Origin of the sequence: Xanthomarina maritima, from assembly GCF_008084905.1 — a bacterium.
Classification (GTDB): Bacteria; Bacteroidota; Bacteroidia; order Flavobacteriales; family Flavobacteriaceae; genus Xanthomarina; species Xanthomarina maritima.
On sequence record NZ_VSFC01000023.1, the window covers coordinates 56,807 to 70,943 of the forward strand.

General features: G+C 29.4%; 15 protein-coding genes. 1 reads left to right on the plus strand and 14 read right to left on the minus strand.

Annotated elements, in window-relative coordinates; all coding sequences use genetic code 11:
- Nucleotides 1-44 precede the first annotated feature (44 nt).
- The 10 genes from FVF61_RS05050 to FVF61_RS05095 form a co-directional block, all read right to left on the minus strand.
- Nucleotides 45-557, minus strand: a complete 513-nt coding sequence (locus FVF61_RS05050) for a DUF4440 domain-containing protein (protein ID WP_148454017.1) — start codon at nt 555-557, stop codon at nt 45-47.
- A complete protein-coding gene (gene miaA / locus FVF61_RS05055) occupies nt 554-1,465 on the minus strand; it encodes a tRNA (adenosine(37)-N6)-dimethylallyltransferase MiaA (protein WP_148454019.1) in 912 nt (303 codons plus the stop codon). Before miaA ends, FVF61_RS05050 begins: the two co-directional genes overlap by 4 nt.
- Nucleotides 1,458-2,309 carry an ion transporter gene (locus FVF61_RS05060; RefSeq protein WP_148454021.1) on the minus strand — a complete coding sequence of 284 codons (852 nt, stop codon included), beginning with the start codon at nt 2,307-2,309 and terminating at the stop codon, nt 1,458-1,460. The genes miaA and FVF61_RS05060 overlap by 8 nt, the downstream gene beginning before the upstream one ends.
- A 25-nt stretch (nt 2,310-2,334) precedes the next feature.
- A complete protein-coding gene (locus tag FVF61_RS05065; protein ID WP_148454023.1) occupies nt 2,335-4,278 on the minus strand; it encodes a DUF3857 domain-containing protein in 1,944 nt (647 codons plus the stop codon).
- Nucleotides 4,275-5,645 carry an exonuclease domain-containing protein gene (locus tag FVF61_RS05070; protein ID WP_148454025.1) on the minus strand — a complete coding sequence of 457 codons (1,371 nt, stop codon included), beginning with the start codon at nt 5,643-5,645 and terminating at the stop codon, nt 4,275-4,277. The genes FVF61_RS05065 and FVF61_RS05070 overlap by 4 nt, the downstream gene beginning before the upstream one ends.
- A gap of 52 nt (nt 5,646-5,697) precedes the next feature.
- Nucleotides 5,698-6,357 carry a YggS family pyridoxal phosphate-dependent enzyme gene (locus FVF61_RS05075; protein WP_148454026.1) on the minus strand — a complete coding sequence of 220 codons (660 nt, stop codon included), beginning with the start codon at nt 6,355-6,357 and terminating at the stop codon, nt 5,698-5,700.
- Between the two features lie 3 nt (nt 6,358-6,360).
- Nucleotides 6,361-7,206 carry a hypothetical protein gene (locus FVF61_RS05080; protein WP_148454028.1) on the minus strand — a complete coding sequence of 282 codons (846 nt, stop codon included), beginning with the start codon at nt 7,204-7,206 and terminating at the stop codon, nt 6,361-6,363.
- Between the two features lie 103 nt (nt 7,207-7,309).
- Nucleotides 7,310-8,548, minus strand: a complete 1,239-nt coding sequence (locus tag FVF61_RS05085; RefSeq protein WP_148454030.1) for a DUF1015 domain-containing protein — start codon at nt 8,546-8,548, stop codon at nt 7,310-7,312.
- 49 nt (nt 8,549-8,597) lie between these two features.
- On the minus strand, nt 8,598-9,488 hold the full coding sequence (locus tag FVF61_RS05090; protein WP_148454032.1) for a 3-hydroxyacyl-CoA dehydrogenase family protein: 891 nt from the start codon (nt 9,486-9,488) through the stop codon (nt 8,598-8,600).
- Between the two features lie 109 nt (nt 9,489-9,597).
- Nucleotides 9,598-10,557, minus strand: coding sequence for a Gfo/Idh/MocA family protein (locus FVF61_RS05095; protein WP_148454034.1), 960 nt, complete (start codon nt 10,555-10,557; stop codon nt 9,598-9,600).
- 164 nt (nt 10,558-10,721) lie between these two features.
- Here FVF61_RS05095 and FVF61_RS05100 point away from each other — a divergent pair, with 164 nt between their 5' ends.
- On the plus strand, nt 10,722-11,363 hold the full coding sequence (locus FVF61_RS05100) for a protein-L-isoaspartate(D-aspartate) O-methyltransferase (protein ID WP_148454036.1): 642 nt from the start codon (nt 10,722-10,724) through the stop codon (nt 11,361-11,363).
- On the opposite strand, the gene FVF61_RS05105 is transcribed toward FVF61_RS05100, so the two are convergent.
- From FVF61_RS05105 to deoC, 4 genes are all read right to left on the minus strand, one after another.
- The gene (locus FVF61_RS05105; protein WP_148454038.1) at nt 11,360-11,887 is read right to left on the minus strand and encodes a hypothetical protein; all 528 of its coding nucleotides are present in this window, start codon (nt 11,885-11,887) and stop codon (nt 11,360-11,362) included. The genes FVF61_RS05100 and FVF61_RS05105 overlap by 4 nt on opposite strands.
- Before the next feature lie 69 nt (nt 11,888-11,956).
- Complete coding sequence (smpB, locus tag FVF61_RS05110) at nt 11,957-12,415, minus strand: SsrA-binding protein SmpB (RefSeq protein ID WP_148454039.1); 459 nt, start codon at nt 12,413-12,415, stop codon at nt 11,957-11,959.
- 69 nt (nt 12,416-12,484) lie between these two features.
- Nucleotides 12,485-13,183, minus strand: a complete 699-nt coding sequence (deoD, locus tag FVF61_RS05115) for a purine-nucleoside phosphorylase (protein ID WP_148454041.1) — start codon at nt 13,181-13,183, stop codon at nt 12,485-12,487.
- Between the two features lie 23 nt (nt 13,184-13,206).
- Nucleotides 13,207-13,878, minus strand: coding sequence for a deoxyribose-phosphate aldolase (deoC, locus tag FVF61_RS05120; RefSeq protein WP_148454043.1), 672 nt, complete (start codon nt 13,876-13,878; stop codon nt 13,207-13,209).
- Between the last annotated feature and the right edge of the window lie 259 nt (nt 13,879-14,137).

Here is a 14,137-nt window from a genome sequence, read left to right on the forward strand (position 1 = left end):
AATAATATTAAATAAAAAAGCCAGCTAAATGCTGGCTTTTTTATTTAATATTTAGAGTAATCATCTATTGGGAAAGCTATATAATATAAAGTAGAATCTACTGTGTTTTTTTCGCTGGAATCATAATCAACTAATATTTTCCAATTTCCATTTTCATTTTTTAAAATGACATGAAATTGTCCATAATAGCTTTGTTCTTTATCTGTGTCTGGATATATGGTTAATTTGTAAATGCCTCTTTCAGATGCTGAATGCTCATTATTAAATCGTTCAAAAAAACGAAATGAAATGGTTTGGCTCATTTCTTTTGTTTTCCATCGTTCTTTATAACCAGTTATATAAGATATTTTATCTTGAATTCGTTTGTTGTCAGCATTAATTCTTATTAATTCTATACTATGAATACTAGCAAATAAACTATAATCGAAAGTTTCAAAAGCCTTAGTAAATGGCATCCATACTTGATTGTCTATAGCTTTTAGGGTTGTTTCATTTTGAGAATAAAGGTGAGCATTTACCATGAAACAAATAAGAAAAAGTATTTTTACTGTTCTCATATTTCATTTGTTTTATATTGGATGTAATTAATAATGTCTTGTAAATTACTTTTAAAGTCAAACCACTTAATGTCTTCTTTTTTTCTAAACCAAGTTAGTTGCCTTTTTGCAAAACGTCTAGAATTTTTTTTGATTTCTGAAACAGCAAAACTCAAAGACCATTCACCTTCAAGATAATTAAATAATTCTTTATAACCAACTGTATTTAATGCGTTTAAATGCTTTTTATTTGTAAGGTTTTTAACTTCATTTATCAATCCTTCATCAATCATAAAATCAACACGATGGTTAATTCTATCATAAATTATTTCTCTATCTGTTGTTAAGCCAATAGTTATAGTTTTAAACGGTCGTTTTCCTTTCTCTTTATTTAAAAAAGATGAATAAGGCTTTCCAGATCCTATACAAACTTCTAAAGCTCGAATAACACGTTGAGGGTTGTCTATAGCAATTGTATTGAATGATTCAAGGTCTAAGGTTTTTAATTTATTTTGAAGAATAGCTAGTCCTTCGGTTTCTAATTCTTTGTTTAAACCCTCTCTAATACTAGCATCAATTTCTGGAAAAAAATCTAAACCATTTACAACAGCATCTACATATAAACCTGAACCACCAACCATGATAACTGTGTCGTGTAATTTAAAAAGTTGTTCTAAAAGATTTATAGCATCTTTTTCGAAAGCACCAACATTATAATCGTTTTCTATAGATTTATGGTGAATAAAATGATGCTTCGCAGAGGCTAACTCTGTTGGTGTAGGAGCTGCTGTACCAATAGACATTTCTTTATAAAACTGTCTAGAATCTGCAGAAATAATTTCCGTATTAAAATAATTGGCAAGTTTAATACTAAGTGATGTTTTACCTATAGCGGTAGGCCCTACTATACTTATAAGTGTTTTAGTCATGATGCAAATTACATCCACATTTAAAGCAAAATTCGGCTCCATCCTGATGCTTTTCGTTTAAACAATTAGCACAACATTGGGTGTTAACATGAACAGTATCCTTTTTTGGTTCTTCTTTAGGCTTATTTTGAGCTGTATATTCAGCAGAAACTATTCCAGTTGGAACAGCAATAATGCCATAACCTAAAATCATAACTAAAGCAGCTATAAATTGCCCTAAAGGTGTTTGAGGTGCAATATCTCCAAAACCTACTGTAGTTAAAGTTACAATACACCAATAGACACTTTTTGGAATATTGGTAAATCCGTTTTCTTCACCTTCAACCAGATACATTATAGTTCCAAGTATTATTGCTACAATAACAACAGCAAACAAAAACACCGAAATTTTTGCTCTACTGGCTTTTAAAGCATTTACTAAGTTGTTTGAAGCTCCTAAAAATCTTGCTAATTTTAAAATTCTAAAGATTCTTAATAAACGTAAAGCTCTTAAGGCTACTAAAGCATGAGTTCCTGCAAAAATTATGGATAAATATTTAGGTATAGTTGATAATAAATCAATAATACCGTAAAAACTTGTTATATATTTTAATGGTTTTTTTACAGAAATAATTCTGGCAATATATTCAATAGTAAAAAGGATGGTTATTACCCATTCAGAAATGTTTAAAAAATTATGAAATCTAACATCTATACTTTTTACACTTTCTAGCATAACCAATACAATACTAGCTAGTATGGCTACTAGTAATATCAGATCAAATAATTTCCCAGCTGGAGTGTCTGCTTCATAAATTATTTCATGAAGTTTATCTTTCCAGGTCTTATTAGAGTTGTTGTCCATGTATTCAAAAGTAATAAAAGAATTGTTATTTACGCTTTAATACTATTAATGAGTTTTTTTGAATGTCTACAATAGTTCCCATAAATAGTTTTAAACTCTCGTAATAATCTGGGTTATATATGGTTTCCTTAAAATTAAACTTAAAATATAATAGAATAGAACCTTCTACAATTTTTGTGCTAAATATTAATAATCCTTTATTATTTGGTAAACTAATATTCATTTCTTTGGGTGTTTCTAAAACTTCATATTTGTCTTTTAAATCAATTTTTAAAGTGTACAGATAAGCATCTTTAAAACCAAAATCAATTGGATATGTCCTTTCTTGTAATTTTAATGGATTTTCTTCCATTAATTTAAATAAGAACGGATTGATATAAAGATTTCCACTTATATCTTCAGTTGCGTATTCAATATCAAATTCTTCTAAAAATTCATAACTAGCTTTATCTTTACTAGTTACTTTATGATCTATAAAACTTATTGAATGGTATTTCTCTTTATATTTATTAACATATGCTGTATTATTTTCATAATACTCTTTTTTTAAAGGTAAAGCATGATAACCAGTTGCAGTTGTATTAATTTTACCAACTAATATGTCATTTTCTTCAAGGCTTAAATCGACTTTATATTGAATTGTTGACAGGTTATTAGGAGTAATATCTATCCAAGAACTTCCTTTTTTAAGATCTAAAAGTCTTCCATATTGGTTTAAACATCTAAAAGGTAATTCTCCAAAAGACACATAATCGTCTGTAGCGTCTAGTAAATAAGTTTTATTGTAAATGGTTGCTTGAACAATAAGATAATTAAACTCTGATATTACTGGAAACAATTGTGTAGCAAAACCATTTTCTCTAGTGGATAGTAATACTGGTAAAACATCGATTCCGTTTGCTTCTAAGATATTGTGAAGAAGCATGTTTATTTCTGTTACATTCCCAGACTTGTTTTTCATTAAATCTCTTACAGAAGTATCACCAAATATATTAAAAGTTTCATTCCAAGTGTATTCTTCTTGTACATACGAATAAATATTTTCAGCTCTTTTTAATAAATTAGGTTCTGAAGAGAAAGATTCATTTGAAACATTCACATTTAATTGTCTACCAAATCTACTGTCTGATCTTAATTCTTTGTCTACATCTTTCCAGGTTTTACTAATCTTATCTATTCTACCATCAAATTTTTTAATTGTATTTAATTCGTATTCAATTTTTGATAAATAGTTGTCTTTGGTAGTCATGTAGCTTTCTTCTTTATATGCAGGAATGTCTTCCATGACATATTTAGAGATTGTGCAATCTGCATGTCCACCACCATTTACAGTTAAACAATAATTCTCAATAACACTTTCGTTTACTTTTAATTTTAGAAAGCCAACTAATTTTATATGATATTCATAATTTGCTGGAATACTTGTATTGTATTCACTAAATATTTTAGGAATATCATCTTGAAACTCCCATTCTTTATAGTTAAAAACATAAGGAGTTTCTGTAGTATAACTATAAGTTAGAACAGAACCTTCTTTAACATTTGGAAGTGTAAATTTTGCAATAGTATAATTTTCATTATATTTTTCTTCATAAATTTCATCGTCTCGTAATTTTGTATGAACAACAGTATTTCCTTTTAAATTATAGGTGGTTGCTATTACGTTTCTTAGTTTTTCTTTTGATTTCCCGTCGTTATATAAATAAACAGATACAGTTGCTTTATTAAAGCCTTTACTGTTAATAATTTTTAGTTTTCTTTTAATATCTGAAACTAGCTTAAAATTACGATCGTCTATATAGCTTTTTCCATATTCATAAATTACTAAAGCATTTGCTGTTGAATCTTTTTCATAAATATTCGTTTCTAAATCGTTAAGAGTTACTGTATAATCATTAGAATTAAAACCAGATTGAGCTTGAAAACAAAATGATATTGTAAGTAAGTAGGCTAGGAAAAATGTTTTCATAAATTATTTATTGGGATTATTTTAAGATTTTTATTTCGTCTTAAATAACTTTGGATTATATGTTGGGTATCCCTATTATTTTCCATAGGAGTAATAATGGACTCAAGTACTTTTCGGTTTGTAATTTGATAGTTTAAGTCTGCATATCCAAAACCAGCAAAAACTCCATTTTTAATTAGTATCACACTTCGCTCATCTATATCTCGACCTCTATCAACTATAGCCATATTGACATTTTTATAGCTATTTTTTTCTATAAGTTTAGTAACACGACTATTATAGTATATTGGTTTTTCTTCTTTAATACAAGCGCCTTCACATTGTTTTAAATTATAATTAAAACAACTACCCTTTGTAGGATACAAGCCAGAAAGTTTTTGACATAAATTAAATTCTTTGACAGCTTTAAATAAAAATTGTTTCGCACTATTTCTAGTGCTAAATGTAGTAATAACAATTTTTTTGCCATCTGCTTTATCAATTTTTAAATTGATATACCCATTTTCATCTTGAAAACTATATAAAGCATGAGTAAATATATTTCTTCTAAGAGCTCTGTTAAAAATAGGTTTGTTGCGTTTTATTTCCTCGCTTTCTTTTAATAAAGCTACCAATTCATTTCCAGTAGCTTCATAAGTTACTGCAGCAGTTTGCAATTGAATTTTTTTAGATTTTGAATTTGTACTTGTAAAATGTTGACTGAGTCTATTTTTAATGTTTTTACTTTTTCCTATGTAGATAATTTCTCCTTTTTCATTATGAATATAATAGACTCCAGTAATATTAGGAAGACTGTTTAAAATTTGCTTTAAACTAGGTTCCATTTTAAAGGTAGGTTCTACAACAATAGCATCTTGAACTATTACTTTTTTGATGTCTTTAGCAAGAAGCATTTTAAATAGCTTCACAGTAGCAATAGCGTCACCATTGGCTCTGTGTCTGTCACTAACAGGAATCCCTAAAGCTCTAGCAAGTTTTCCTAAACTATAAGAGTTTTGGTCTGGAATAAGTGTTTTAGAAAGCGAAACGGTACATAAGGTTTTACGTTTATATGGAAAGCCTAAGCGTTTAAATTCAGTCCGTAAAATTCTGTAGTCAAATTCGGCATTATGAGCAACGATTACACAATCTTCGGTAATTTCAATAATACGTTTGGCAACTTCATAGAATTTTGGAGCATTTTTAAGCATGTTGCTGTTAATACCTGTAAGATTAACAACAAAAGGTTGAATCTCTCTTTCTGGATTAACTAAACTTATAAATTGATCGACTACTTGATGACCATCAAACTTATAAATGGCTATTTCGGTAATTCCTTCTTCATTATACTTACCACCTGTGGTTTCTATGTCGACTATTGCGTAAATGGTATGTTTTTTTTGTGTGTTGTAAGACGTAGGCTAAAAAGACTACTTTTTACTAATTATAATTTCGTTCCCCAAAGATACTACTTCCAACACGAATCATGTTACTACCACATGCAATAGCTAATAGATAATCGCCACTCATCCCCATGGAAATAATTTCTAATTTTGAATGTAAAGGTTTTAATTGATTAAAAGTAGTTTTTAATAGTATAAACTCTTTTTTTATTTGTTCTTGATTATCTGTAAAGGTTGCCATTCCCATAACGCCAACCACATGGATATTTTTTAATTCTGAAAAATCGCTAGACGTTAATATTTCTGAAGCTTCGTTTGCTGTCATTCCAAATTTAGAATCTTCTGAAGCTATTTTAATTTGAAGTAAACAGTCAATAATTCTGTTGTGTTTCTTAGCTTGTTTGTTTATTTCTTTAAGCGTCTTAAAATTTTCAACACCATGAATTAAACTTACAAAAGAAGCCATGTATTTCACCTTATTTCTCTGTACATGACCAATCATATGCCATTGAATATCTTTTGGCATTTGTTCCTGTTTCTCAACCATTTCCTGAATTTTATTTTCTCCAAAAATGCGTTGTCCTGCTTGGTAAGCTTCCATAAGGTCGCTAACAGGTTTGGTTTTAGAAACAGCAACAAGCGTTACTTGTTCAGGGATGGAAGATTTTATACTGTTCAGGTTTTGTTTTATACTCATTTTTTACTGTTTGTTGTTTTTCCATCCAAATTCTTTCCATATTTCATCTTTATAAATAGGATCTATTATTGGAGCAATTTTTAGCAAATCTGGATTAAATTGTAAAGGTATTTCTTCAACATTTATAAGATCGAATTTTATTTTTTTATAATGTATAAAACTCCAATTGTCATAATTTTTAAATTCAATATAATCAATTTCATTTTTTAAGTAAGCTTCTTTATAAAAAGGATAAAAAAGAATCCACGTTTTTTCAAAATTTGGTTTAGCTTGATAATTATGGTATTCAACAACGCCAAAGCTATTTTGGATTAAGGCAAAAGATTTGGCTGTTGGATAATAATCATACTTCCTTGTGATAGAATATAATGTGGAGAGATTTTCAAAAAAAGCTCTATGCAAAATATCATAGCTTTGATTTTTTTGAATAGAATCTAATTCAAGTGTTTTTTCAATTGTTAGTCGATAATTATTAATTAATTGATCATGATTTTTAAGTTCGTTTAATTTTCTTAAATCTATTTGCTTTAAAAAGTTATTTTCCATCCATATAAAATGATTTTCTAAATACATTTTTTTAAACCATTCAGATAATTCACCTACAGTAATAGCATCATAATACGATTTACTTTCAGATTCATAAATAATATTGAAACCATAATTTTTTACAAGTGTGCTTAGTTCTTTTTTAAAAAAATCTAAATCATCATTTGAAAAGCTTTTATCTAATAGAATATATTTTAATTCAGGTTCGTAACCATATTTTTTTTCTAGTTCTAGAATGAATGTTTTTGTTTTTAAATAACTTTCAGAATTGTAAATAGAAGGGTAGATCGAATCATGAATCATGATATCTCTGTCATTTTGTGAAAAACAAAAAATAACCTGAAAGCAGAAGAGAACAAATAAAATTTTCTGTTTCATAAAGATGAGATTCCTGCTTTTGCAGGAATTAGAATTCATAAATAGTAACACCACTTCGTAGTTTTGGTTCAATATAAGTGCTTTTTGGAGGCATTTTTAAACCATCGTCTGCTATTTGCTTCATTTCTTGAACAGAAACAGGTATCATTACAAAACCAACTTTCGATTCGCCACTATCGACACTGCTTTTTATATTGACCAAATCCTTTTTTCCGTTTATATAAGTAATTCTTTGATCGTTTCTTAAATCTTCAATACCTAAAATAGGATTTAATATGGTTTTATATAGAATTTGAGAGTCTAAACTATCTAAAGAGTTTTTAAAGTTGTAAATGGTTTTTCGTAAATATAATGAATAGAAATCGCCATCAAGATACATGCTAAAATGATGTTTTTTAGATGGCTGATAAGGCATTTTTCCCCTATTTTCAATTCTGTAAAAAGTATCTAATTGAATTAAAAACTCTTCTTTTGTTAATCCGTTCAAGTCTTTAACCAATCTGTTAAAAGCATGAATTTGCAAATCGGATTCAGGAATTAGATAACTCATAAAAAAGTTGTAATCTTCTTCACCTTGATGATCTGGATTAGCATCTTTTAAATCTTTATAGAGTAAATAAGAAGATGCAGATCTATGGTGTCCATCTGCTATGTAAATAGTAGGAATATTTTCGAATTCTTTTTGAATGATTTCAAGGGTTTTTTTATCATTAACCTTCCATAAATAATGAGTGTCTCTATAGGTTGTTGTAAATTCAAATTCAGCTCTTTCTTTTTGTGTTTCTTTAATTATAGAATCTATAACAGAATTATCTGGATAGGTTAGAAGCACAGGTTCTGCATTAAACCCAACGGTTTTTAAGTAATCTTTAAAAATAAGTTCACGATAAGCAATGGTGTCTTCGTGTTTTTTAATAACATCAGTTTCATAATCTATTGCGCTAGCAGCTGCAACAATACCATTAAACTCTTGTTGTTCTCTATCTACAATTTTATAGATATAATAACAAGGTATTAAATCTTGAGTAAAAATACCATCTTCTTTAAACTCTAAATATCTATTTCTAACTAGGTTGTATCTAGCTTCTCCAGAAATGTCTTTATCAAATCTATAACCTGGATTTACTATTTGTAAAAAAGAAAACGGATTGTCTCTTAACCTAGCTTCAAGTTGTTCCTTTGTATAACTTTGATACGAACGTGCTGCAACAAGACTTACTTTGTCTCGAGTAGGACGAACTGCTTTAAAAGGAATTATTTTAGCCATTTTTTTAAGTGGTAAGGGTTTGGTAAAAAGATATTAGAGACATGCCTAATTACTTAGAAAACTGCTTCGCAATTTTCTCTGCTTTTTTACTTTCAGTATAATCATAAAAACCTTCTCCAGATTTTACGCCTAGTTTTCCAGCCATAACCATGTTTACCAATAATGGACAAGGTGCATATTTAGGGTTTTTAAAACCATCGTACATCACATTTAAGATAGATAAACAAATATCTAATCCTATAAAATCTGCTAGTTGCAATGGTCCCATTGGATGAGCCATACCAAGTTTCATAACCGTATCTATTTCTTCAACTCCTGCTACACCATTGTAAAGTGTTTCTATGGCTTCATTAAGCATTGGCATTAAAATTCTGTTGGCCACAAAACCAGGATAATCATTAACTTCAGTTGGAATTTTTCCAAGTTGTTTTGAAAGTTCCATAATGGTGTTTGTAACTTCGTCGCTTGTGTTGTAACCACGAATAATCTCTACCAATTTCATAATTGGTACAGGATTCATAAAGTGCATACCAATAACCATGTTTGGTCTAGACGTTACAGCTGCAATTTGTGTAATAGAAATGGAAGAGGTATTACTAGCTAAAATGGTGTCTTCTGGGCAAGCCTCATCTAATTGTTTAAAAATTTTAAGTTTTAAATCGATGTTTTCAGTCGCTGCTTCTACTACCAAACTTGCATATTCAACACCTTCAGGAATACTTGTAAATGTTGTAATGTTGCCAAGAGTTTCAGCTTTATCTGCATCTGTAATTTTTTCTTTAGCAACCATTCTATCTAAATTTTTAGAAATGGTATCTATGCCTCTTTTTAATGAAGCTTCGCTAATATCTATAAGTTGTACTTTAAATCCACTTTGTGCAAATGTATGCGCAATACCATTTCCCATGGTTCCAGCTCCAATTACTGCTACGTTTTTCATTGAAAATTTATTTTCATCCCTGCGAATACAGGAATCTAGTTAATGTTTGTTATTATTTTATTTATCTTTTACCTGACTATTAGAAAATAGGAAAAAGGAAATCTTATTTTTAAAATTGATTGATTATCATAGTAGCTACTCTTAAGGCTTCTGTACCATCATGAAGTGTTACTATTGGTGATCTATTGTTATTTATGGCTTCAGCAAAAGAATTCAATTCATCTAATATAGCGTTGTTATTGGCTATTTCAGGATTATCAAAATAGATTTGTTTTTTTATACCTTCTGCATTTTGTAAAATCATATCGAAATCCCCAGGGTTTTTGGGCGCATCTTTCATTTTAACTACTTCACACTTTTTTTCCAAGAAATCTACTGAAATATAAGCATCCTTTTGAAAGAAACGGGATTTTCGCATGTTCTTTAATGAAATTCTACTGGCTGTTAAATTTGCCACACATCCATTTTCAAATTCTATTCTAGCATTTGCAATATCTGGCGTATCGCTAATAACTGAAACACCACTTGCAGATATATTCTTTACTTTAGATTTTACCACACTTAAGATGATGTCTATGTCGTGAATCATTAAATCTAAAACCACAGGGACATCTGTTCCACGAGGATTAAATTCTGCCAAACGATGTGTTTCTATAAACATAGGGTTTACAATTTGGTCTTTTACTGCTAAATACGCAGGATTAAATCTTTCTACATGACCAACTTGTCCACGAATGTTGTGTTGTGCCAGAAGTTCTCTAATATGTTCGGCTTCTTCAACAGTATTTGTAATGGGTTTTTCTATAAAGATATGTTTGCCTTTGGCAATGGCTTTTTTGGCACAATCGTAATGCGAAAGAGTAGGTGTTACTATGTCGACCATATCTACTGCATCAATTAAGGCATCGATAGAATTAAAGTATTTATAGCCAAATTCAGCTTCAATTTTTTTAGCATTGGCTTCATCTGCATCATAAAAACCAACTAATTGGTATTTTTCAGATTGATTAAGCAACCTTAAATGAATTTTTCCAAGATGTCCAGCACCTAGAACTCCAGCTTTTAGCATGTGTTTACGTTTTCAACAAAAATAAGATTTTACTTTTAGAAATTACGAATTTCAATTCCCAAATTCCAAAAAACTAAATCTCAAAAAAATGGAAACATTTAAAACATTAAACTTTGAACTTGTTGCTTATTGAATTATTTTAGCCATGAAAAAGAAATCTACCCTTGAAAGACACTTTTAAACATAAAGGCTTAAGACAACAACTTGTTGAAATTATTAAAAATAAAGGCATTAAAGACGAAAAAGTTTTAGAAGCCATAGGCCATATTCCTAGACATTTATTTATGGATTCTGGTTTTTTAGACCATGCTTATCAAGATAAAGCATTTCCTATTGCAGCAGATCAAACTATTTCTCAACCTTATACTGTAGCATTTCAAACGGAATTATTACAAGTAAAACCTGGTGATAAAATTCTAGAAATAGGTACAGGAAGTGGTTATCAAACAGCAGTTTTGTGTGAGCTTGGTGCAGTAGTATATAGTATTGAAAGACAACGAGAACTCTATAAAAAAACCAGTAAATTTTTACCTAAATTAGGTTATAGAGCTAAGAAACTTATTTTTGGAGATGGTTATATAGGTTTAAAAGAAGAAGCGCCTTTTAACGGTATTATCGTAACTGCTGGAGCGCCTTTTGTGCCTAAACCTTTATTAAGTCAATTAACTATAGGTGGAAGATTGGTAATTCCTGTTGGTGATGATATTCAGATTATGACCTTGTATATAAGAAAAGGATTAAAAGATTTTGAAAAGCACGAGTTTGGTGAATTTAGATTTGTACCTTTATTAGAAGATAAAAATTAATCTATTGGTAAATATTCTGAAGGAATAGGATTTTCAGGAGACTCTTGAGTCCAATAAATATTTATAATCCACCATCTTTCTCCATCATTTAATAATTGAATACTATTGATGCCTCGCATAAATGGTTCAGTTTCAGTTTCGCTATGGAAGGATTCATAGGTGCTAAAAACTTGTGTTATATTTCCGAATGTATTAACTGTTCTATGAATTTCTTTTTCAAAAAAACCATTTTCGACTAAATAACTTCCAGATGAAGAAACATAATCTGAAGGAGTCATATAACGAGCAACATAAATACCCTCTGGATTATTGCCAGACGGAATTAGTTTTGCTTCGGGCTTGAATAAATATTTGAATAAATCCCAATCTCTTTCTTCGCCTTTTTCTCCAGAAATTACAGAATAAAGAGTTTCTAAAGTACTGTTTAAAGTTTCTACATGATGTGCATACTTATCAGTTTTTTCTTGAGCATTTAAAGTAAAAGTAAATAAAATTACAAATAGGGAAGTGCTTAGTTTTTTCATTTTAGTTGGTATTTAGTTTAACTAAAATAATGTATTTGTTCCAGAATGCAGGTTAAAAGAATCTAAATTCTAATTAAAACTTTTTTTAACTCTATCTAACCTAACTTTATTTTCACGGTCTTTTATAGTATCTCTTTTGTCGTAAAGTTTTTTACCTCGAGCTAGAGATATGTCAAGTTTTGCTAGGCCTTTTTCATTAATAAATAATCGGAGAGGAATAATAGTAAGTCCTGTATTTCTTACATCTTTTTCAAGCTTTTTAAGTTCACGCTTATTTAGTAGTAGTTTTCTTGTAGCTTTTGGTTTGTGGTTGTAATAAGTGCCGTAAAGATATTCTTCAATAGTCATATTAACCACAAATAATTCGCCTTGATCATTAAATTCGCAAAAACTCTCTGCAATAGAAGCTTTACTATTTCTAATAGATTTTATTTCGGTTCCAGTTAAAACAATTCCAGCAGTATATGTGTCTAGTAACTCGTACTGAAATTTAGCCTTTTTGTTTTTTATGTTTATTGTTTTTTGCATGTCTGCCAAAGATAATTACAAAATGTGACAATACAAGAGCTAAATAAAGGGTATAAATTAATTTTAGGATTATGCTAATTCTAAAGCTATATCTATCATATCTTTAAAGGTAGTTTCACGTTCTTTACTTGTAGTGCGTTCTCCAGTTACTAAAGAATCAGAAATAGTTAAAATAGTTAGTGCATTGACATTGTGTTTAGCTGCAATAGTATATAAACCAGCCGTTTCCATTTCAACACAAAGAACTCCAAATTTCGACCACTTTTTGTAAGACTCGAAATCGTCTGCATAAAACTCATCAGAAGTAAACACATTACCAGCTTTTAGTGGGATGTTTTTTGCTTTTGCAGCTTCTACAGCTTGTTGAAAAAGGCCAAAATCGGCTGTAGGAGCATAATCTGCACCTCCAAAACGAAGTTCGTTTACTCCAGAATTAGACGATGCTGCCATAGCTAAAACAATGTCTCTAATTTTTATATGTTTTTGATATGAGCCAGAACTTCCAACACGGATTAAATTTTTTACTCCATATTCTGTAATTAATTCATGGGCATAAATAGAAATACTTGGAACACCCATTCCAGTTCCCATTACTGAAACACGTTTACCGTTAAAAGTGCCAGTAAAACCAAGCATACCTCTAACTTTATTAAAGCAAACTGGATTTTCTAAAAAAGTTTCTGCTATCCATTTAGCACGAAGTGGATCTCCTGGGAGTAATATAGTTTCAGCTATGTCTCCTTTTTTTGCTTCAATATGTACGCTCATAAATTATAGTTGGGTTTAGTGTATTAGTAGCCTGGATTTTGAACAGTAGTTTTTTTTGCCGTAACAATATTTATTCCTGAAGATGTTCCTATTCTATCTGCTCCAGCATCAATATATTTTAAAGTGGTTTCTAAATCTTTAATTCCTCCAGAAGCTTTTATTTTTGCTTTATCTTTAATTGTTTTTTTTATCATTTTAACAGCTGTTAAAGTTGCTCCTCCTTTAGAAAAACCAGTAGAAGTTTTAATAAAATCTGCTTTTGCATCCAAACAAATCTGACAAGCTTTTAATATTTCATTTTTAGAAAGTTCACTTATCTCTAAAATTACTTTTAAAGGTGTTTTTCCTATTGCAAGCTTTACATCACAAATATCTTTATAAACAGCTACATAATTTTTACTTTTTAGCATGCCTATATTTATAACCATATCTATTTCGTCTGCTCCATCTTCCACAGCTTTTGCAGCTTCAAATACTTTTGCTTCTGTACTCATGGCTCCCAAAGGAAAACCAACAACAGAACATACTTTTACATTACTTCTATTTAATAAGTGTTTTGCTAAGGCTACATAGTAGCTATTTACGCATACTGAATAAAAACGATGCTCTTTGGCTTCATCACAAAGGAATTTAATATCAGTTTTGGAGGCAGTTGGTTTTAGTAAGGTATGGTCTATATAATTGCTTAAGGACATAATTTGAAATTTATAGGTTAAGTTGTAACAAAAATACGATTAACTGTTAATATTTGCATCATACAATCTAAAAATTATTAAAAATTTATGAGTTTGAGAATGATTATTCTTTAAAATTTCATAAAAAAAAACATAGATGTAAACGTAATTATAATCAAATTTAGATTTTATTTTCCAATATAGTTTTGATATTTAACATGTTATCTAGTCTTATTTTGTAACATGATTTTTATCAGCATTTAAGATTAATTTAGAAGTT